General features: G+C 36.4%; 20 protein-coding genes and 1 pseudogene. 4 read left to right on the top strand and 17 right to left on the bottom strand.

Annotation, left to right across the window (positions count from 1 at the left end; all coding sequences use genetic code 11):
* Nucleotides 1-154 precede the first annotated feature (154 nt).
* The 7 genes from C3945_RS08595 to arsA all read right to left on the bottom strand — a co-directional run bounded on the left by C3945_RS08595 (nt 155) and on the right by arsA (nt 6684).
* Nucleotides 155-496, bottom strand: coding sequence for a DUF262 domain-containing protein (locus tag C3945_RS08595; RefSeq protein ID WP_161879286.1), 342 nt, complete (start codon nt 494-496; stop codon nt 155-157).
* Nucleotides 496-1809, bottom strand: a complete 1314-nt coding sequence (locus tag C3945_RS08590) for a DUF262 domain-containing protein (RefSeq protein ID WP_161879285.1) — start codon at nt 1807-1809, stop codon at nt 496-498. Before C3945_RS08590 ends, C3945_RS08595 begins: the two co-directional genes overlap by 1 nt.
* Nucleotides 1810-1919: 110 nt before the next feature.
* A complete protein-coding gene (locus C3945_RS08585) occupies nt 1920-2246 on the bottom strand; it encodes a DUF4357 domain-containing protein (RefSeq protein ID WP_161879284.1) in 327 nt (108 codons plus the stop codon).
* Nucleotides 2243-3756, bottom strand: a protein-coding gene (locus tag C3945_RS08580; RefSeq protein WP_161879283.1) for an IS3 family transposase whose coding sequence is annotated in 2 segments (ribosomal slippage) — nt 2243-3138 and nt 3138-3756 — 1515 coding nt in all. Because the reading frame shifts where the segments join, the coding sequence is not laid out codon by codon here. Before C3945_RS08580 ends, C3945_RS08585 begins: the two co-directional genes overlap by 4 nt.
* Nucleotides 3757-4277: 521 nt before the next feature.
* A complete protein-coding gene (gene arsD, locus C3945_RS08575; RefSeq protein ID WP_161879282.1) occupies nt 4278-4607 on the bottom strand; it encodes an arsenite efflux transporter metallochaperone ArsD in 330 nt (109 codons plus the stop codon).
* A complete protein-coding gene (locus C3945_RS08570; protein ID WP_073294667.1) occupies nt 4585-4926 on the bottom strand; it encodes an ArsR/SmtB family transcription factor in 342 nt (113 codons plus the stop codon). Before C3945_RS08570 ends, arsD begins: the two co-directional genes overlap by 23 nt.
* Nucleotides 4927-4944: 18 nt before the next feature.
* Nucleotides 4945-6684, bottom strand: a complete 1740-nt coding sequence (arsA, locus tag C3945_RS08565; RefSeq protein WP_161879281.1) for an arsenical pump-driving ATPase — start codon at nt 6682-6684, stop codon at nt 4945-4947.
* 342 nt (nt 6685-7026) lie between these two features.
* On the opposite strand from arsA, the gene C3945_RS08560 reads away from it, so the two are divergent.
* Nucleotides 7027-7605: a rhodanese-like domain-containing protein gene (locus C3945_RS08560; protein ID WP_161879280.1), complete on the top strand. Its 579-nt coding sequence runs from the start codon at nt 7027-7029 to the stop codon at nt 7603-7605.
* A 198-nt stretch (nt 7606-7803) separates the two neighbouring features.
* Here the strand turns inward: C3945_RS08560 and merA are convergent, their stop codons facing one another.
* Both merA and merR read right to left on the bottom strand, forming a co-directional pair.
* A complete protein-coding gene (gene merA, locus C3945_RS08555) occupies nt 7804-9450 on the bottom strand; it encodes a mercury(II) reductase (protein ID WP_161879279.1) in 1647 nt (548 codons plus the stop codon).
* Nucleotides 9451-9462: 12 nt separating this feature from the next.
* On the bottom strand, nt 9463-9864 hold the full coding sequence (merR, locus tag C3945_RS08550; RefSeq protein ID WP_161879291.1) for an Hg(II)-responsive transcriptional regulator: 402 nt from the start codon (nt 9862-9864) through the stop codon (nt 9463-9465).
* A gap of 233 nt (nt 9865-10097) precedes the next feature.
* Here merR and C3945_RS08545 point away from each other — a divergent pair, with 233 nt between their 5' ends.
* From C3945_RS08545 to C3945_RS08535, 3 genes are all read left to right on the top strand, one after another.
* Nucleotides 10098-10460, top strand: coding sequence for an ArsR/SmtB family transcription factor (locus tag C3945_RS08545; protein WP_161879278.1), 363 nt, complete (start codon nt 10098-10100; stop codon nt 10458-10460).
* Nucleotides 10461-10476: 16 nt separating this feature from the next.
* Nucleotides 10477-11091 carry a CadD family cadmium resistance transporter gene (locus tag C3945_RS08540; protein ID WP_161879277.1) on the top strand — a complete coding sequence of 205 codons (615 nt, stop codon included), beginning with the start codon at nt 10477-10479 and terminating at the stop codon, nt 11089-11091.
* Nucleotides 11092-11272: 181 nt separating this feature from the next.
* Nucleotides 11273-13000 carry a heavy metal translocating P-type ATPase gene (locus C3945_RS08535; RefSeq protein WP_337249275.1) on the top strand — a complete coding sequence of 576 codons (1728 nt, stop codon included), beginning with the start codon at nt 11273-11275 and terminating at the stop codon, nt 12998-13000.
* Between the two features lie 948 nt (nt 13001-13948).
* Here C3945_RS08535 and C3945_RS08530 read toward each other — a convergent pair.
* From C3945_RS08530 to C3945_RS08495, 8 genes and pseudogenes are all read right to left on the bottom strand, one after another.
* Nucleotides 13949-14503 carry a Dps family protein gene (locus C3945_RS08530; RefSeq protein WP_062470279.1) on the bottom strand — a complete coding sequence of 185 codons (555 nt, stop codon included), beginning with the start codon at nt 14501-14503 and terminating at the stop codon, nt 13949-13951.
* Between the two features lie 40 nt (nt 14504-14543).
* The gene (locus C3945_RS08525; RefSeq protein WP_161879276.1) at nt 14544-14774 is read right to left on the bottom strand and encodes a heavy-metal-associated domain-containing protein; all 231 of its coding nucleotides are present in this window, start codon (nt 14772-14774) and stop codon (nt 14544-14546) included.
* Between the two features lie 296 nt (nt 14775-15070).
* Nucleotides 15071-16966, bottom strand: a complete 1896-nt coding sequence (locus tag C3945_RS08520; RefSeq protein WP_161879275.1) for a heavy metal translocating P-type ATPase — start codon at nt 16964-16966, stop codon at nt 15071-15073.
* 89 nt (nt 16967-17055) lie between these two features.
* A complete protein-coding gene (locus tag C3945_RS08515; protein ID WP_161879274.1) occupies nt 17056-17268 on the bottom strand; it encodes a heavy-metal-associated domain-containing protein in 213 nt (70 codons plus the stop codon).
* Between the two features lie 198 nt (nt 17269-17466).
* A complete protein-coding gene (ltrA, locus tag C3945_RS08510; protein ID WP_161879273.1) occupies nt 17467-18855 on the bottom strand; it encodes a group II intron reverse transcriptase/maturase in 1389 nt (462 codons plus the stop codon).
* A gap of 679 nt (nt 18856-19534) precedes the next feature.
* Nucleotides 19535-19927 (bottom strand): annotated as a pseudogene (locus C3945_RS08505) (mercury(II) reductase); the annotation flags it as partial.
* A 90-nt stretch (nt 19928-20017) separates the two neighbouring features.
* Nucleotides 20018-20674, bottom strand: coding sequence for a TIGR01906 family membrane protein (locus C3945_RS08500; protein WP_161879271.1), 657 nt, complete (start codon nt 20672-20674; stop codon nt 20018-20020).
* A 13-nt stretch (nt 20675-20687) separates the two neighbouring features.
* The gene (locus tag C3945_RS08495) at nt 20688-20897 is read right to left on the bottom strand and encodes an adhesion protein (protein ID WP_161879270.1); all 210 of its coding nucleotides are present in this window, start codon (nt 20895-20897) and stop codon (nt 20688-20690) included.
* Nucleotides 20898-20970 lie beyond the last annotated feature (73 nt).

Below are 20970 nucleotides of genomic sequence, written 5' to 3'. Positions count from 1 at the left end.
CAAATCGATTTATCCACAACTGAATAAGTCAAAAAAATTCTGGAAAAAGTCATCCGCTGCGCCAGCATTTGACTTTTTTGAAAATTTTAAAGAAAACTAATTGTGATTTAATTAACAAACTGCAATCAACAGTGATTTCTAGTTTTATGCAACACTAGTGATCTCTTATATATTCTAAGGTTCGATTTGATTTCTCTCGAGCTTCAAAGTGTAATGCCCTAGGTGGAATAGATAAATTTAAATATTTTCCTAAGAGATACAATGTGGTTAGACGTTGTTGACCATCTATTACTTCATAAGCATTATTATCAAATTGATTAACAATTAAATTACCTAAAAAATAACTTTCACCCGGCTTCTCAATTGAACTATCAATATCTTCAATTAATTGAATGATTTCGACTTCAGTCCATGCATAGTTACGTTGATAGATTGGCACCTGATAGTTATGCTCGAAAACTTTAGAAACTGGTAGTTGCAATGGATTTTTAGTCATTATTTATACCACCCATTCCATTCACATAATAATTTATAAGACTCTTTATATCTTTCACCATTATTCTCTCTTATTTCTGGTTGTTCAAGTATGATTAACTTTAATTCCTCTGGATCATTCATCTGACTGATAACTGAGAACATTGCTAGTCCTTCATTTACTCGTTCATGTAGACCATTTGCATATTTATTAATTGTTTGAGGATAGACCGCATACATACTTAATCTTAATGAATAACTCCATGTATATAACTGCTGAAGAACAGACTTTGTCAAATTTTCTATGCCAAACCGATCAGCAAAAAATAATGCTACGGATTCATACAATTGCTTTATGTATATATCTCCAGAACGTCTGTCTGGAATCGCCTCACCCTCACTACTGTGAAAGTTACTAATTAAATTTTTAACCTTTTCCAAGAGTTCTTTATAATGAAAGGAATAATTAAAAAATCTTTTCCCGGCAATTAAAGGGTGAGTTAGTTGAAATTGATTTAAATGATTAGAAGCCAGAAGTTCACTGTTTCCACTTTTATTAAACTGTTCCACGTATAAATTGCTGGCCTTGTGGTAGAGAGAAAAATTATAAATGTTATTTCCTTTAATCCCCTTAAATGAATCAATTTTAGTGGATGAATAATTTAAACCATCTCTCAACATATACCATTGTGTTAGTGGATAGAGATATATACTGAATAAATCTTTTAGTATATTCGTATTTATGTTTTCCCATTGGTTTATAATCTGAACTTTTAAATCCTCCGATTCCTTATCCATTTCTCGTAAATGATAGGATTTCAATAGATCATGAGGAGCTAATTCTTTTCCACGAGTATTTTGAGAATCAAAAAACTGGAATGCTTCTTGTTCACTATCTGTTACAATTTGAACCAGAGTGCATTGTTCCAATAAATATTTTTTGTATTTATTCTGTTCATCATCATTTAATTCATTGATTCTTCTAGATAAAATCCGGAAATTTTTAACAACAGCATCATTTGATAAATGACTATAACTTTCTTCTAACATTTTTTGTTTTTTATCACCTAAAGAATATAATAGAATAGAAAGTGTTGTGATTCTTTGCTGGCCGTCTACAATATTATAAGTACCTAACGAATTTTTATGTAAAATAACGGTTCCTAAACGATATTCTTCCACACTATTTTTGTAAGCTTCAAACGTATCAATAAACAAAGTATTTGCAGAGGAAATTTTCCATCTGTAGGGCCTCTGATAGGATGGCAATGTTAAATCTATACTAAGTAAATCTCCTATCGATATTATTGTTAATTCATCTTTTAATAATGCCATTATGACTCTCCCTATATTTTCGTATAAAGTATTTGGTAATTATAAGTGCTATATTTGATTATATGGCTTCCCACTAAATCTGTATTTTACTTGGTAGCAACATCACCAATCTACAAGTTATTATTATCTTCCAATTCTGACATTGTTTTCCCATTATATTTCCATGAAGTCCAGCCGTTATCATTTCCTCCTGCTACAAATCCTGACGCATAGCTAGGACTTTGAAACGCATAATTTTCAGTCAATTTATACAATTTATTATTCTGATCTTTTACTAGATAACCTTTATTTATCAGTGTCTGTCTAGCTTCCAAAACTCCCGGTGGAATGTTTTGTCTTCCCTCTTTAACAATTGTGGACCCTTCTAATACTACATAATCGTTATCTATAATCTTCATGTAAGAAGGAGGTGCGGATGTTTTCTTGGACTTTTTCAAGCAATTAAACCCAGTGTCTTTCTATAATTGATCGGACTGAGTCCTCCTAGAGACAATTTTATTCTATTGTTATTGTACCAATTCAAGTAATCATCAAGTAGTTCAATGAATGTGTCAATTGAAATATCGTCCCATTTAAAGCCATAGAAGAACTCATTTTTAAGTCTACCGAAAAACCCTTCGCAAGCCGAGTTATCCGGTGAACATCCTTTTTTAGACATGGACTGTGTCAAACCATTGGTTTTAATCCTTTCAATCCACCCTGGCCATCTGTAGTGTGCTCCGCGATCAGAGTGTATGATTGGCTTTGAATTATCAGCGAGTGTATCAAGTGCCAGATCAAACATACTATTAACGAGCTCCGCATTCGGTTGGGTACTGATAGTCCAACTAACTATAGCCCCGTCAAAACAGTCGATAATGGGTGATAGATAGACTTTTCCGGCTGAAATCCGAAATTCTGTAATGTCCGTCAACCATTTCTCATCAGGCGCTTCAGCTTTGAAGTCTCGTTGAATAAGGTTAGGTGTAGCTGGAGTGATTTCACCGGCATAAGAACTATATTTTTTCTTGGTTACTGACCGAACAATGAGCTTTTCTTCTTTCATCAGTCGTCTAACAACTTTCTCGGAAACGACAATATGTCGTTTTTTTAGAACGTCATGCATACGACGATAGCCATAGGTACGACGACTTTCAATAAAAATGTCTTTAAGCATTACCCGTAGATCAGCATATTTATCCGGAAGCTTAGCCTGACTTCTGTGGTAAAAATAACTACTCTTAACTAAATCCAGATTCTCTAGTAAAAGTGCCAATGGATAAAAGGTTTTTAATGCATCAATCACTCGTGTTTTTTCTTTGTTGGAGAGTTGTTTTGGATTGATGCCCCATTCTTTTTTACAAGTTCGGCAGACTTTTCCAAGATATCTTTTTCCATTCGCAGTCGATAGACTTCTTGTTTTAAAACATCAACTTCATTTTTCAACCCTTCTAGTTGGGGGCTCTCAGGCATATTCGACATATTTGGTGGAAGCTCCTCTCCGATGAGCTCCTCTTTCCAATCATAGAGCGTTTTACGGGTGACCTGCAGGCGCTCAGCAATTTTTTGGACAGAGGTTTCTCGGCTCACAAGATGGATAACGGCCTCTTTTTTCTGCTCTTGAGAATAGTTTAACTTACTGCGCCTGATTTTACGAGCTTCAGGGGCAAGTTCTTTACACCAATCGCTAAGAATGTTTCTGTCTGGATAGCCCAACATGCGAACAGTTCTAGAATAATTGCGCCCGTATTCGATATAGTGATCAACAGCAAATTGCTTTTCTTCTTGAGTAAATTCACGTTTTCTTTTTGAAGTCTTAGAAAGATCACCGTTCTCTTCATACTCCTTAAACCATTTGTACAGAGCTTTTGAAGAAGGATAGCCCAGTTCCTGAATAACTGACGCTAGTGAGTGTTCGTATTTGATATAAAGTTTTACAGCTTTTATTCTTTCTTCGTAAGAGTACATGGACATTCTCCTGACTTATAGTTGTCCAAGATTATGTCCGCACCCCCACCTTGCGGTTCTTTTTACCAGTGATTGCAGACCATTGTACCAGTCTGTGCAGAATTTTTTACCAATATATCAAGTACCTCCTGTATAAATTATTGAGCATGCTTGTAATCACAATAAGTGCATACAAAGGGGCTGGGAAATAACTAGCTGAATTAGAAGACACCTTCAAATCTAGGAAAAATGATCCTTGATTTGAAGGTGTTTTTAATTACTCAGATTTATAAATTATTACTAAAAGGTGACTTTTTTCCCAGCCCCTTTGTATTGCTCATTAAGAGCTAATCTCATTTTGTACCCTTACTATCACTTGTAAGTGGAAATTATTCAAGTACTTTAGTCAACTTGAAACTTTATTGTACAGTGACTAACTTAGTAGCATCAATAAAAAAATTTAAATGCTGTTTTATTTATAATGATATATTTTACTAAAAATGCCTCCCTTCTCATTTTTTTACACCTCAAACATTTTTCTTTTACTGAACCGTTTCTTTGCCCAGTTGAATATTTAAATATCCACTAATTTCTTCATTTGATGGATAAGCACCTGTTTTGACAATGTCTCCATCTAATACAGTAATTGGAAGAGAGTCTTGTCCTTCATTTTGCATGGTGTCTATGACGTTTTGATTTCGTACAAACGAATTAGGATTGGAGGCAAGATTGTAACGGACCATCATTACATCGTCTTCTTCTTTCACTTGCTTCATCACACCCGTAATACGTAGTAAATCCTCGTCTACTGAAGGGCCGCATACTCCGGTACTACAGCATAGGGCAGGTTCATAAAGGGCTAACTTTTTCATATTGATCTTCCTTTTCATTTATTGTTGTATGACAAATACATCTTTCCGAACTTGAGAAAACACTTTGAAGGACTTCTGTTATCTCGGTAGATAATTCTCGATTCACCGAGTAATGATGCCAAGTTCCTATTTTTTCTGTAACAATTAAATCCGCATCTCTTAATACTTTTATATGATGGGAGAGAGTTGGTTGAGTAAAGTCAAAGTGTTCGAGCAAATCACAGGCACATAAAGTATCGCAGGATAGTAAATCGAGTATCTTTACTCGGTTTGGATCAGATAAAGCTTTCATTTTTTCCGCAAACAATTCATAATTCATTTATATTCTCCTTTGAGATTAAACAATTGTAGCAAGAACATCATCTTTTAACTCAAAAGGACTCCAGTCGATGACCGCAAAATGTCCATTTGATAATCCATCGACACGTTGGATCCATTCTTCTTCCGATTTTGCACGAGCTAACAATGTTTCATTGGTAGTCCCTGTTGATAATAAACTGTCATTAACTACCCACCAAGTATGTGCAATCCCTGCGCGGTCTAAATCTTCTTGTAGACGAATCGATTCATAGACAGGTGTATTTTCAGGTAATGTCACCATAACCACTTCTGTTTGGTTGTGATCTTGTAAAATAGGCAGGAGTCGGGTAATAGACTCTGGTATTTCTCCAGAAGTTCGCTCCACCTCTTTGGCATAGCTTTGCGAAGATTCTAAAAGTAGAAGTGTATGTCCCGTAGGCGCAGTGTCTATGACCACCACATCTGCTTCCGTCATCGAAACAATCTCAGCAAATTTTCTAAATACCGCAATTTCTTCTGTACAAGGTGAGTTTAGATCTTCTTCTACATAAGCTAAGTCCTCTTCGGACATTGATTCACGCGCTTTAGCTAAAACTTCATTTTGGTAAAGCTCTAACTCTTTTTTCTCATCAATATGGCTTATTCCAAGAGTATCTGATTCATGCACAATATAATTTAAGTGAGCGGCAGGATCGGTCGTTGTTAAATGCACTTTTTTACCTTTTTCTACAAGACCTTTCGCAATGCTGGCTGCAATGGTTGTTTTCCCTACGCCACCTTTACCCATTGTAAAGACAACTCGTTTGTTTGTCTTGTATAAATCATCAATAACAGTTTGTAAGCGTGGGAATTCTTGAGCCTGCACTTCTTCATGCTTGATTTCAGGTTGTGCCTCACTTAGTAATAAACCGATACTTTCGATACTTGCAAGATTGTAAGGTCTTAATGGAATTTCAAAAGTCGGTAAGTTTTTAAGATTCTCAGGCATTTCACTTAAAGCACCTTGTTGAATGTCATAGTATTTTTGAGAAATCGTATCTGTCGGATTTTCTAAAAGACCATTCACAATCAGTTTCTGGTTTTCAACCCCTAATGCTCGTAATTCTTCGGACGCACGATTGGCTTCGACTAATGGTCCTTCTTGAGGACGAGTCACGAGGATTAAAGTTGTCATTTCAACATTGGCAAGTGTTTCTACTGCCAAGCTATAACTTTCTCTCTCTTCATCTAAACCAGATAACTGACCCATACAGCTTGTACCGGTAGTATTTTCATCAAAGTAGTTTGTCCAAGCAGAAGGCAGTTGTAAGAGTCTCAATGTATGGCCGGTAGGTGCTGTATCAAAAATGATATAGTCGTATTGATCGGATATATCAGGGCTCGTTAAAAATTTTGCGAACTGATCAAAAGAAGCAACTTCTGTCGTACATGAACCACTTAATTGTTCTTCCATATTTTGAACTGCAGCGTCTGGCAGAATTCCACGATAAGGACCCACAATGGATTCTTTATATTCTTCTGCAGCACTGACTGGATCAAAGTTAGCGACTGTTAAGCCAGGAATTTCTTCAATTTCTGTTCCATTATCATCTAATTCTCGTTCAAAAACATCTTGTAAATTACTGGCAGGGTCTGTACTCACTAATACAACTTTGAAACCTTCATTCGCTAATTGAATAGCTGTTGCACTAGCGGCCGTTGTTTTCCCGACGCCACCTTTACCCGTATAGAATAAATACTTTGTGTCAATATGTTCTTTTGGATTAAAATTTTCCATTCTATTTTTCACTCCTAAGTTAAACTATTTGGACGAAATGATTGATTTTGTTTCCACAATCAATGACCTATATAGAAGTTCGTCTATGTACAGTGTAAAAAAGTGAGTTATGTGACAAAAAAACTTGCAATAGTTCACTAAATTTCATATACTTCACTTACATAGAAGTTTGCCTATGTACTAAATATAGATAACTATCTATGTTTAGTCAAGCAATCTTATCATTTTTATTTACTTCATTTTATCGAAGGGTAATTAGGGATATCTCTTGAAAAATCCCTATCTCCTTTAGCTACAGGTAAATAATAAATGAATACAAAACTATCAGGAGGAGTACCACAAATGAAAAAAATAAATCACAAAGATATCAATGATCAGCAACTAATTGATGTTCGAACTCAACACGACTACCAAGCTGGCCATATTAAGAATTCACTCAATCTTAACCCAGGCAACTTCGAAAAGTATGCGACTTATTATCTTGATTTAAACCAACCCGTTATTTTTATCGTTGGATCTGAGGAAGAAGGTCATTTAGAAGAACTCTCTGAGTCTGCTGATGAATTAGGTTTTACTCAAAACAATGGATATCTTTTGATAGATGAAGTCCCTAAAGAAAATCTACAAACAACGGAAACTATACCTGCCGAAGAATTCCTTAATCAATCAGACGATTTTATATTACTTGACGTTAGACATCCAGATGAAATTACACGCCCAGCACCTGAGAATAATTTGGTCAATATTCCATTTGAAGATTTAGTTAATGATTATCAATCACTGGATACGAGCAAACAAATTGTCACGCTTTGTGGATCTGGTAACCGAAGTACTGCAGCGGCATCCTTCCTTGGATCAAAAGGATTAAATCCTAAAGTAATTGAAGGCGGAATGAAAGCCATTCAAGAAGTTGGTAAATAATAAATTTTAAGATATTTTCAAAAAAATGGCTTTGCAGATCCTGTAAGAATCTGCAAAGCCATTTTTTTATTTTGTTGTCGGTAACCATTGCTGTAACAAACATTTAGAGCGCATTTCAATTCGAAAGCAAGGCAATTGTCCGCTTAAAAGTGCTTAAACGTGCATGTAGAACATCAACTTTTCCCATTGCACCCTTTTTTACCCCGCGCAACACGATAATTTTGAAATATCATTATAATAACCAAGCGCTGTAAGTTTCAGTCCTTCCACCATCGTTAAATAGGGAGCCATTGTGTCTGTTAAATCCTCGATTGTTAACCCAAATTTAACAGCTAATGTTCCTGCATAAATGACTTCACCTGCATTTTCAGCGACGATATGGACGCCTACTATTTGTTGATTTTGAGTATTGACGACAAGTTTGATTAAACCAGTTGTATCATGATTAGCTAATGCCCTTGGCACATTATCTAAATCTAGGATTGATGTTTTAACATCTATACCTATATCTTTTGCTTGTTTCTCTGTTAACCCAACTGTACCTACTCCGGGATTTGTAAATATTACTCCAGGAACAACGGATAGATCGATCTTTTTATTTAAACCACCCATTGCATTATCTGCTACAATCTTGCCTTCATATGCTGCTACATATACAAATTGAGGACCCAAGGTAACATCTCCAGCCGTATAAATCCGATCATTGCTTGTCTGACCGTATTCATTCATTAAAATTTCATGGTTTTCCCCGATATCAACACTAGCCGCATTTAAATTTAAAGCGTCTGTATTCGGACTTCGACCAGTCGCAACTAATACTTGGTCAGACTCAATCGTTTTTTGAATACCGTTTTTAGTGAGTGTTAGTTTTTTAATATCACCGTCTTGTACGATGTGGTCATAATTTATACCAGTAATAACCTGTATGCCTCGTTCATGCAGAGCTTTTTCAACTGCTGCCGAAACTTCTGGATCATAATCTTTTAGTAATTGTTTACTTCTCTGTACTAACGTTACTTCAGCACCTAAATTGTGGAATAATTGACCGAGCTCTAGCCCAATATAACCAGAACCAATAACAGTCAATCTTTCTGGAACTTCTTCTAGCTCTAACAAAGTTGTACTTGTTAAATAATCGACATGTTCAATTCCAGGAATTTCAGGAATGAATGAAGTTGCACCTGTTGCAACTAAAAAGCGTTTTGCAGTTAATTTTTCTCCATTTACTTCTATAGCATTATCCGCAATAAATTTTGCTTCACCTTCAATTAAATCAAAACCATACTCGTCGATTAAATCAATATATTTTTGTTGACGTAGTGTATCGACTAATTCACCTTTTTGTTTCACTAATGCTTTTAAATCAACTTCTCCAGCTGTTGTTTTTAATCCATTGAATGGATTTTCTTTAACGAACTGATTAATTGAACCTGCCCGAATTAGCGTTTTAGAAGGAACGCAACCAATATTCACACAAGTTCCACCGATTGTATCACGTTCAACCATCCCTACTCTCACGCCATATTCAGTCGCTTTAATGGCCGCTGAAAAAGCTGCACTTCCAGAACCTATAATCAGAAAATCATAATCATAATCCTCTTCATTTTTAAGTGCCAACACGGGTTGAGAAGATATTTCTTCAATTTTTTCTATCTGATAATTTGTTTGTTCAATCGCTTTTTCAATATTTTCAATTTCGACAGTGTCAGCTAAATCAAATTCTGTTTTTCTTTCACGATAACTCGTTTTTATATCTTTTGCACTAATGTTTTTAAGTGCCGTTGTCACTTGTTCTTCACAACTTGTACAAGTCATACTTTGAATACTTACCTTATATTTCTTCATACGGAAACCCCTTTATTCTTCATCAATTAATGTATCAATAATCGGACACGCATACATTTCTTTCTCATCTGGACAACGTTCTTTTAAGTCGCTTAACATTTTTTCAATTCGTTTTAAATTTTCTATTTGTTTTTGGACTTCTGCTTGCTTTTGAGAGACAAAATCAAACATGTTTTGGCAACGAACACTATCTTGATCGACTACACCTAGCAATTTATAAATTTCTCTTAGAGAAAAACCAAGGTCTTGTATTTGTTTAATGAATTTTACTCGTTTAATATCTTCATCTGAATACAATCGATAACCAGAATCTGTTCGAGTTGGTTCTTCTAATAATTTTTTGTTTTCATAATATCGTATTGTTTCTTTGTTAACGCTGCTTTTTTCGGCAAACTCACTAATAAGATACATTATTTTTCACCTCTACATCATTATAAACCATGTACTATAGTACGTGGTCAAGGTATATTTATATTTTTCAAGAAAACTTATTCTTTAATCTTCCGTTATTTAATATGTTACAAAACTCTAATATGACTAGAAAAATGAACGAAAAACAATCAAACGAACGTTTGACTATCTCCTCATGCCTAATGTATAATATCCATATCATAATCAAATGGACGTTTGAATGAGAGGTGAATGAAATGACTGAAGTCTGCCAAACGACGATCATACATCCTGAAAAAGTAGATGTGGTAAAAGATAAATTAGAAAATAAAGATTTGTCGAATTTACTTGTGTTAGGGAAATGTTTTAGTGATCCTTCTAGAATTAAGATATTCTATGCTTTAGAGACCTTCAAAGAAATGTGTGTCTGTGATTTAGCCGAAGTATTAGACGCTAGTATTGCTAAAACGTCACACCATCTGCGTTATTTAAAAAATCAAGGCGTGGCGAAATCACACAAAGACGGAAAAGAAGTCTACTATTCGTTAGCGAATGAAGAAATCCTTTCGACTATTCGTACAGTTTTAGACATGCCAAGCAGCTTATCTTTGACGTCTTAATTTGGAGGAAATCATTTTGTTACAAACTATTTTTTCAGCAATTGCTGTGTATATCTCTACCAGTATCGATTATTTATTTATTTTACTGATCATTTTTTCCCAAAGTCAGACAAAAAAAGGTCTTCGTCAGATTTATTTAGGTCAATATCTTGGGACAGGCATTTTGGTAGCCGTTAGTTTATTTGCTGCTTATGTGCTGAATTTTATCCCCCAAGATTGGATTATCGGGCTTCTAGGACTCATTCCTATTTATTTAGGTATCCGAGTTGCTATGGTCGGCGAAGAAGAAGCAGAAGAAGAGGAAGTTGTCGAAAAATTAAAGTCTGGGGGGTCTAGTCGCTTGTTCTGGACGGTATCTTTAATAACGATTGCTTCAGGTGGCGACAATTTAGGGATTTATATTCCTTATTTTGCTTCAATCTCTTTTTCAGAAATTATCATTGCTTTAGTCGTTTTTGCTATCTCCATCGCGGTGCTTTGCTATATCAGTTATCGATTAGCACAAATTTCTTTTGTCGCCGATACATTAGAGAAATACGAACGAATTATTGTGCCTGTCGTGTTTATAGGCTTAGGATTCTTTATCCTGATAGAGAACGGTACAATTCAAGCCCTTTTAAATTTAATTTAGGTATCAAACTCCAAAAGACGCCTTGTTTGGCGTTTTTTGGCTTTCTAGGGGTTTTTCAAGGTTGTTAGGGCGGTTATAGCCCTGACCGAGCGAGAGCGAGCTCCTAGCAAGCTCTCTGGTCGCAAGTTTTGCGCCAGTCGCCCCTTCCCTTTACTTTGGTTTGTTTGTGGTCGCTTACCTTGTGGCCGGGTATGATGTGATTTGGCGAGCCGTCCGAAATATCTTTAATGGCCAAGTCTTTGATGAAAACTTTTTAATGACGATCGCGACACTTGCTGCCTTCTATGTGCAAGAATATCCCGAAGCAGTAGCCGTTATGCTTTTCTACCAAGTAGGAGAGCTTTTCCAAGATGTGGCTGTAAACAAATCACGTCGCTCCATCGCAGATTTGATGGATATTCGTCCTGATTATGCCAATGTGAAATTAGCAGATGGCAGTACACGTCGAGTTTCACCAGAGTCAATCAAAGTTGGCGATACGATTTTAGTGCGTCCGGGAGAAAAAGTCCCCTTAGATGGAAAGGTGATAGTCGGCTCTTCTGCTGTGGATACCTCTGCTTTAACGGGTGAGTCAATGCCTCGAAGTGTTAAAGAAGGTGACGACGTTTTAAGTGGTTTTATTAATAAAAACGGCTTGCTAGAAATAGTGGTTGAAAAGCCATTCTCAGAATCAACCGTGACAAAAATTCTTGAGCTCGTTGAGAATGCGAGCAGTCGTAAAGCACCGACAGAACAATTCATCACGAAGTTTGCTCGATACTACACTCCGATCGTGGTCATTTTAGCTGTCTTATTAGCTGTTCTTTTACCATTGATTGTTCCTGAAATGACCTTTAATGATGGAATCTACCGGGCAGCCATTTTCCTCGTTATTTCTTGTCCTTGTGCCTTAGTTGTTTCTATTCCTGTCGGTTTTTTCGGTGGCATTGGTGCTTCTTCACGTAAAGGTATTTTAGTGAAAGGTGCCAACTTTTTAGAAGGTTTAAACGATGTCAAATATGTCATCATGGATAAGACAGGTACCTTAACCAAAGGAAAATTTGAGATTACCGATATAGAAGCTTCAGAAGGCTTTAGTGATGAAGAACTTTTAGAACTAGCAGCTTATGCTGAAACCCATTCTTCGCACCCGATTGCGGATTCCATCAAAGAGCGTTATGGGAAAAAAATTGATGAACGTCGAATTGATGAATACAATGATATTTCAGGACATGGAGTCCAAGCGATTGTTGATGGAAAAGAAATATTAGCAGGAAACGCAAAATTAATGGCCAAATATAGTATTCCCTTTAAAGCAGTAGAGGAAGTCGGAACGATTGTTTATCTAGCCATTGATGGAGCCTATGCTGGTTACCTTTTAATTGCCGATACGATTAAAGATGACGCTGCAGAAGGCATTGCCTTAATGAAAGAAAAAGGCGTCGAACACATTATCATGCTTACTGGTGATTCAAAAGCGGTGGCCGAAGCTGTTGGGAATAAATTAGGGATCGATGAAATCCACTCGGAACTTCTTCCGCAAGACAAAGTGGAGAAAATGGAAGAGATTATGGCACACAAAAATAAAAAAGACAAAGTCGTTTTTGTGGGCGATGGTATCAATGATACGCCCGTATTGGCCCGTTCAGATATCGGGATTGCGATGGGTGGCTTAGGATCAGACGCAGCCATTGAAGCGGCGGATATCGTGATCATGGACGACAAGCCGTCTAAAATTGGAACGGCCATGCAAGTGGCCAAAGATACTCGCCAAATTGTCTGGCAAAATATCATTCTTGCACTAGCCATCAAAGGGGTATTTTTGGTTTTAGGTGCCCTTGGTGTTGCTTCGATGTGGGAAGCTGTTTTTGCAGATGTTGGCGTAACAGTTGTTGCTGTATTGAACGCCATGCGTGTGTTAAAGAAATAACTTATAATACTATCAGGTGTTAAGTATAAGATAAAACAATAGATAGCAAAGGATGAGAACGCAATTTGCATTGCTCTCGTCCTTTTTTGTTTGATAATGATTAACCAATTACTCCTTTTTTGAACCTTCTTTAAAATCAAGATTGATGTTATCAAATATTCAGAGAGCATTTCAAATCGAAAGCAAGGTCATTGTCCGTTAAATCGTCTCTAAATCACTTACTAATAACAGTAAAGTTTCATATTTATTACTTCTAGAGTACTTCTTTTACAAGTTCTAAAAGAAACTTAAATTTCAAGTTTAAGTTAGCCATTTGAAAATAAAAACCATTACCCTTTTCTAAGTAGTAATGGAATTGGTAATGGTTCGTATCATTTACGAGTTCTCGATAAAACAAAAAAGCCCCACATCAGGAATAAGAAATTCCCTAGTGGAGCTTTGTATCTAAAATGGAGTTGAGGGGGGGCTCAACCAAGCCCCTTCACATCAACGTTTATAGTGCTATAGTAATGGTTTTGGTAATGGTTTAGACTAAATTTTCACGCATACGCCTATGTTTTGTGAAGAAAAAGCCTTAACCACACTTTAGAATTTCTACTCTATTTGAAGTATATTTTATGCTACATAGTTATAAAGTTTCCTAAACACTTCTCTTTACTATCAATCCGTTGTGTTTTGTACCTATTTTCAGTAATCTATTACAGAACAAATCCGAGTGTTTTTCGTATTAACTGTAATTGAGTCATGTGAATTTCTCATGGTTTGTTTGGTAACTAAATCATAGGCGTTCATTGATCTTTTTTCATTTCAAAAGCAAAAATGGTGTCAATTAATCAAAATTAGCCCATCAATACCATCTATTATAGAAACAATTTAACAAACAAAAAAGGAACACGCAACTGTACTTTGTAAATTCGCAGTTACTTGTTCCTTTTCATCTATATTGTATTAGTCTTCCTCTTCATCGTGGTAATCATCATCTTCTAGGGCTTCTTTTCCTAAAAAGGCTTGCAACATCCAGATTTTTGTATCTAAGTCATCTTTAAATTCAATTAGCGTATCCTCAAAGACAACATTCTCTTCTTCTTGCGCCAAGTGAATGGCACGAATCGTTAATTCACGAGTTTCTCTGAAATCATCGATGATATTGTCAACCATTTCTTCGGCTTTTATATATTTATCTGCTGGATCTTCTGATAGCATAGAATACTCGACAAGCTCTTTGGTTGTAGAAGCTGGTTTATATCCTGAAGCTAGCAGTTGTTCAGCTAAACGGTCAAACCATTTTTCATTATCATCATATAGTTCCTCAAATTTTTCATGTAAAGTAAAGAAGTGAGGTCCCTTTACATACCAATGATACTGATGTAACTTCACATGTAGTGTGTGAATATTCCCTAAAAGATGGTCTGTAATGGCTGCTGCATTTATTTTCGTATGATGCACATGATCTTTATATTCTTGTTCTTCTTTTAATCTTTCTTGTGGTGTTTTTTCTGACATGATTCATTCCTCCATTATTTTTTTTGATTTTTAAGTAAACCTATGCGGCTTTTACACGCGATCTTTTTACGCCATAACCTAAGTCTTGGATAGCTTTTTCTATGTCTTCAATTGATACAGTGTCGTCGAAGTTTACTTTTACACGGCTTGCATTGAACATGACTTTCAAGCTGTCTTTATCCACACCTTTTAAGTTACCAACAGCATTTTCGATTTTTTGTAGACATGATGGACAAGTTAACGTTTCTAATTGAATAGTTGCTTTTTGCATGATACATTCTCCTTTGAATTTTTATTTGTTATTTATTCATTCGATTTACCTTATTGACATCTATAGTATATCAGCTATTCAAGTTTTTAATCTTGATCTACATCAATTTAACGAGGTATTTTGTATTTCAATATTTTCATTTCTTACCTCTTATGCATCTATTCTAATCGAAGACTAGATAGATTGAATTGATATAGATCAAGAATTAGTATTAATCTCCTAATTGTTTCTGAAATTTGTTCGACTATATTATATTGGAAATTCCACCGTAATCTATTTAGTTTTTATTGTATTTTTTATGCATAAACCTCTTTTGCGTTCGCCGTTTCTACATCAGTTCCTTTGAGTCTGTAGCGCAATAGTCTCATACCGTTTAAGATAACGACTAAGATACTTCCTTCGTGTACTAACATACCGATTGACATGTTCATCCAGTCTGAGAAGAAAACGGCTGCTAGAAGAACAAGTACAGTACCAACTGCAATGACAATATTTTGTTTCATATTATTGGCGGTTGCTTTAGTTAAGCCTAAAGCGTGAGGCAAGCGGCTCATATTTGAGTTCATTAAAACGACATCAGAAGTTTCAATAGCGACGTCTGTTCCGCTACCCATTGCGATTCCAATATCCGCAAGGGCTAATGAAGGACTATCGTTTACTCCATCACCAACGAATGCGACAATTTGACCCTGAGCTTGGAGTTCTTTGAGGTAGTCTGCCTTATCTTCTGGCAGTAAGTTTCCATGGGCTTCTGTTAATCCTAATTCTTCAGCGACTAAATCAACAGTACCTTGGTTATCTCCTGATAGTACGATTAAGTTCTTAACACCTAAAGCTTTCATCGCTTGTAAATCTTGTTTAATCCCTGGGCGAATTTGGTCACGAATCCCCATTAGAGCTTTCAACTCACCATCGACTGCTGTAATAACTAATGAGTTTCCACGTTTTTCGTAGGCTTCAAAATCTTCACGAGCTTCTTTTGTTAATTGGATATTTTCTTTTTCCATTAAAGCTACGTTTCCTATTGCAACGCGGTGCCCATCGACTTCTGCAACGATTCCTCCACCTTTTACAACGTTTGTTTCATCTACTGGATACATTTCAATATCGCCTAACTGTGAAAGAACCGCTTTTGCGAGTGGGTGATCCGATTCATTCTCGACACTTGCCAGATAGCTTAGTGCTTGATCTGCATCCCCATAGGTTTTAAATTCGGCAACTTCTGGGTTACCTACAGTTAGAGTTCCTGTTTTATCAAATAGAATCGTGTCAACTTTACTAAAGTCCTGAATTACTTCTGAACCTTTTAATAATACACCATTTTTTGCACCATTTCCGATACCAGCTACGTTAGAAACAGGTACTCCAATGACTAATGCACCTGGGCATCCGAGTACTAGTATTGTAATGGCCAACTCGACATTTTGACTAAAAATCCACACGATAAACGCTAAGACTAAGACGGCTGGTGTATACCACTGCGAGAACTGGTCAATAAAGCGTTCAGCTTCTGATTTTGAATCTTGAGCTTCTTCAACAAGCTCAATAATTTTACCGAAAGTTGTATCTTCTCCTACACGGTCTGCACGAATTTGTAGGGTTCCATTTTCTAAAATTGTACCTGCGAAGACTTCTGAATCTGTTTCTTTTCGAACCGGATCCGCTTCACCAGTGATTGATGCTTCGTTAATGTGACCTTCACCAATAACAACCGTTCCATCAACTGGAACTTTTCCACCTGTACGGACTTGTAGGATATCGCCTTCGTCAACATCCCATACATCAACTTCTTCAAATTCACCATTTTCCATTTGTTTAAAAGCTACTTCTGGTGCCATTTCTGTCAATTCTTTAATCGCTGAACGAGTAGAGTTCAATGTGCGAGCCTCTAACCAGCTACCGAATAAGAATAAGAACGTTACGATAGCTGACTCTTCATAGTTTTGAATGAGGAAAGCACCGATTACTGCGATGGTTACTAACACATCAATTGAAATTACTTTTACCTTTAAAGCCCCAAAAGCTTGAATGGCGATTGGTACCACCCCTAAAATAGATGCGATAATGAATGCGATATTAAAAACTTGTGTGTTTCCAAAACCAAAGTGTGCAATAAATCCTATAACGATTAAAATTCCTGAGATAAGTGTGATTTTATTTTTACTGCTTAATATTTTTTGCTGAAAACCCATTTCTTTCTCCTCCTAGTTTGAACTTGTTGACTACAGTATACCCTGCGCTTTTTCATTTAAAATTGATCCCAATCAACTTTCTTACGTTATTATATTTTCTTTGCTGAATATCCAATCTCTTCAATCTTATGAAGAATTTCTTCTTCTGATATTTTATTGTCTTCAAATACTACTCTTGCTTTGCTTCTATCAAATAAAATTTTTATTGTTTCTATCCCCGTTAATTCATTTACATTGTCTATGATTTTTTGCATACAAGATGGACAGGTCAATTTTTCTAATTGAAACGTTATCGTCGTCATCTTCTCTCTCCTTTATTTTTTAGTCATTACTCTGAATGTTTTGATTACACAGTTAGTATAGACCGAATATTTTGTTTGCGAATTGATTTATATCAATCTTTTACATTCATTTAAACATTCGAATCGAGTAGGAGATAAATGATTAATTCATTTATCGTCCTCTCACACCACCGTACGTACGGTTCCGTATACGGCGGTTCAATATCTTAAGTAAGCAGACTCTGCCAGGTCTCGTAGTGAAACTACGTTCCACCGGTAGAGTCTTTTCGTTGTAAGCACCCAATGAACTTCAGGTGTTTTTGACAGTCTCCAGTATTTCTTTCTGGAGTAACCAATGCGTTTAGCACTGTCCATATCTAAACCTAAACGCATTAATCTGCTAATCTTAGTACGTGGATTTTTCCATCTTTTTAAAATGAGTTGCCTGATACGGTGATGGAGCCATTGCTCCACTTTCGTTACGAAGGTTTTGATGAAACCTGTGCCGAAATAATTAATCCAGCCTCTTGTTCGGCTGTTTATTTCTTTGACAATGTCATCAAACTTCCCTGCTCGTTTACGTTTAGTCAAGCGTTTCAAGGTACGCATGAATTTCGCTTTGGCTTCTTTCGAAGGTCTGTAACGACAGACCCCATTCACTGTGGTTATCAGACAACCCAAGAACTTTAAACGTGTTGGGGAACCCACTTTACTTTTCTCTTGGTTGACAGTTAATTTCAGGTCTTTTTCAATGAAGCGAGTGATACTTTGGAGCACACGTTCACCGGCTCGTTTTGACTTCACAAAGATGACGAAGTCATCAGCGAACCGGACGAAAAGGTGCCCTCTCTGCTTCATTTCTTTATCCAGTTCATGTAAGTATACGTTACTGAGTAGGGGCGAAATCACGCCACCTTGTGGTGCGCCTGTGTTACTTTCTACGAATTCGCCAGACAGATCTATGACACCGCTCTGTAAGAACTTACGGATAATTTTTAGAATCATCTTATCCTGTATATACTGTTCGAGATAGTACATCAGCTTATCATGATTGAGTGTATCAAAGCACTGTTTCAAGTCACAATCGACAGCTACTTTATAGCCTTGTTGGTAATAGTCGACACACTCTTTCAAAGCTGTATGATTGCTTTTCCCTTTACGGAACCCATGACTGTGTGGGAGAAAATGTTTATCAATGATAGGCTCTATCACTTGTCTGATAGCTTGCTGGACCACTCGGTCCCGCACGACGGGAATACCTAGTTTGCGTATCCCACCGTTAGCTTTTGGAATTTCTACCCGTCTTACAGGTTGAGGTCTATACGAACCGTCTAGAAGTTTCTTCCTCAGATAAGGATAAACTTCTAATATATGACTTTCCACCTCGCTAACTGTCATTCCGTCTACTCCAGCAGCTCCTTTATTTCGTCTGACGACTTTAGCTGCTGTGAATAGATTCTTCTTACTTACAACGAGACTCATAAGAGACTCACCATACTTGTCTTTATGTTCACCTAGGCGATTACTCCGCACATCTACATACTCTTTCGCTTCCAGCTTATCCCTTTGTAACTTGCCAACCTTGTGGTTGTTTTCTGCGTTTGTCATAATGCCTAACCTCCAATCTTCAAAGTATTGATACTGTTCGGTCCTTCGGTACATTTTCCCTACTATGACCTCGGCTGACTTCTCGCCATTCGTTGTTACTACTAAGCGCTGACGAGACCTCCCCGGGTAAGAACGGCAACCTTCTGCTCATGTCACTGCTTCATTTACTCAATAGAATTCGGGCAGTATCGGACTTCACTTTGTTATGCAAGCTTATCCGTTCTATCAAGCCTTTGTATGAAGTTTCTGTTCGTCAGTGCAAGCATTTGCGTCCGTCTTCCTTCAGATTCCGCCTCACGGCGGACACCCTTGATTTTCGCTAACAGTTCCTACTGCCAAGTCTGTAGCGGACTTTCACCACCAAGTTATCGCCCATGCCGGGCGCACATAAAAAAGACTATTTCTGGGGAAAATAGTCTTTTTTCCATGTTTGTTTTTGAATGTTTACTTATAAGAAATAGTAGTTTTTAATTGCTCGGAAACTCCAAAGTAACAAATATTTACTTTTTCTTAGTAAATCTTAAATGTGTGATTATTGAAATAATTAATATCCTCGTATGAAAATTCCTTTAAAAATTAGTTAATCCATTATTTATTTATAGAAGAGTGTATCTATTGATCATAGATTATTTAAAATGGGCGGCAGTTCATTTGAGGAACTGCCGCCCATTTCTGTATATTATCCTGCACAACAAGATAACTTTGAAACATCGTTATTATACCCAAGTGCTACAAGTTTCAATCCTTCTGTCATCGTTAAATAGGGAGCCATTGTGTCCGTTAAATCCTCGACTGTTAAACCAAATTTAACATCTAAAGTCCCTGCATAAATGACTTCGCCTGCATTTTCAGCAACAATATGAACGCCTATTATTTGTTGATTTTGAGCGTTGATAACAAGCTTGATTAACCCAGTTGCATCATAATTAACTAGTGCCCTTGGTACATTATCTAAATCTAGGATTGACGTTTTAACATTTATTGCCTTATCATTTGCTTGTTCTTCTGTTAAGCCAACTGTACCTACTCCAGGTTTTGTAAATATTACTCCAGGAACAACGGATAGAGATATAAAAAGTCGGAAACAAATTAGAGGGGCTCCCTCAATTTGTTTCCGACTTCTTTTTTTTATGCACTTTTTCAAGCTATCATTAGAAAACATCTATTTAAATTCATTAATAGGACTGAAATTCATTTGCAGTATCTTATTGACTAAGAGATAGCTTAAAACCAGAGAGACCTCAATCAATCCGAAAACCAGAAGGAAGCTATGCATAAAAAACTCCGTAGGTAAAGCTAAGATGACAGGATCAGTGGCAGGATTGAAAAGCCAGGCATTATTATTAAAGAAAACCTGATGAAATAGCACGAAAACTGTATCAAAGCTAACTAGTAGAGCCAAAAGTACTGTAAGTGGGATAAACATCCCCCAAAGGAAGTAGGGCAATAGCTTCCAAGACTGCTGTCTCCTATTTAGGTACTTAATAAACCAAAATGATCCTACCCCAGAAATGATTACAATCAGGTAATCGAGCATAAAGAGCTTTTTAACTTCGAAAAAGTGGAAAAGACCACTAGCTGAGCTAGGAAAATATGGCATATTCAGTTCATTTATCCAAGGTATATTCAAATAGTTTAATAAAACCTGATAATTTAGTATTATTTGGTCTTTAGATAAATCAACAGTCTCTGTTATGTTTAAATAGTCAATATCCATATAATATAGAAGGAGGAAATTGATTGTTATAGCTACAGAAAGAGACAGTATAAAAAGCGAAAGGGTCGTTAAACCTAATAAAAATATGATTTTTTTCTTCAATATAGTTTCTCCTTTATCTTTGCGTGCGTTGCAATGTTGACTTTAATACATTCAATTCTTCTCTTAATTCCTTGTTTTCATTTTCCAGTCTGGTTATCTCGTCTGAATTCTCATTATGATTATCATGTCCATTTTGACCATGTCCGCCATGCATACCAGGCATGATAAACATCATGATTATATGACCAGCTAGCATAAGCACAATAAATATAAGTGATTCCATTTACATTTCCTCCTCGTTACAAAGCGTAAAGATACAGACATTTGTTTGATATAACTATAATAGAATATTAATA

This window comes from Alkalibacterium sp. MB6, from assembly GCF_009935905.1.
Taxonomy (GTDB): Bacteria; Bacillota; Bacilli; order Lactobacillales; family Carnobacteriaceae_A; genus Alkalibacterium.
The sequence above is the reverse complement of the archived record's forward strand: the minus strand, read 5'-3'. Positions and strand labels throughout refer to the sequence as shown.

Coding starts and splice junctions, on each gene's coding strand:
- C3945_RS08595 (WP_161879286.1), bottom strand. CDS start 496: ATGACTAAAAATCCATTGCAACTACCAGTTTCTAAAGTTTTCGAGCAT.
- C3945_RS08590 (WP_161879285.1), bottom strand. CDS start 1,809: ATGGCATTATTAAAAGATGAATTAACAATAATATCGATAGGAGATTTA.
- arsD (WP_161879282.1), bottom strand. CDS start 4,607: ATGAAAAAGTTAGCCCTTTATGAACCTGCCCTATGCTGTAGTACCGGA.
- C3945_RS08570 (WP_073294667.1), bottom strand. CDS start 4,926: ATGAATTATGAATTGTTTGCGGAAAAAATGAAAGCTTTATCTGATCCA.
- arsA (WP_161879281.1), bottom strand. CDS start 6,684: ATGGAAAATTTTAATCCAAAAGAACATATTGACACAAAGTATTTATTC.
- C3945_RS08560 (WP_161879280.1), top strand. CDS start 7,027: ATGAAAAAAATAAATCACAAAGATATCAATGATCAGCAACTAATTGAT.
- merA (WP_161879279.1), bottom strand. CDS start 9,450: ATGAAGAAATATAAGGTAAGTATTCAAAGTATGACTTGTACAAGTTGT.
- C3945_RS08545 (WP_161879278.1), top strand. CDS start 10,098: ATGACTGAAGTCTGCCAAACGACGATCATACATCCTGAAAAAGTAGAT.
- C3945_RS08530 (WP_062470279.1), bottom strand. CDS start 14,503: ATGTCAGAAAAAACACCACAAGAAAGATTAAAAGAAGAACAAGAATAT.
- C3945_RS08525 (WP_161879276.1), bottom strand. CDS start 14,774: ATGCAAAAAGCAACTATTCAATTAGAAACGTTAACTTGTCCATCATGT.
- C3945_RS08520 (WP_161879275.1), bottom strand. CDS start 16,966: ATGGGTTTTCAGCAAAAAATATTAAGCAGTAAAAATAAAATCACACTT.
- C3945_RS08515 (WP_161879274.1), bottom strand. CDS start 17,268: ATGACGACGATAACGTTTCAATTAGAAAAATTGACCTGTCCATCTTGT.
- ltrA (WP_161879273.1), bottom strand. CDS start 18,855: ATGACAAACGCAGAAAACAACCACAAGGTTGGCAAGTTACAAAGGGAT.
- C3945_RS08495 (WP_161879270.1), bottom strand. CDS start 20,897: ATGGAATCACTTATATTTATTGTGCTTATGCTAGCTGGTCATATAATC.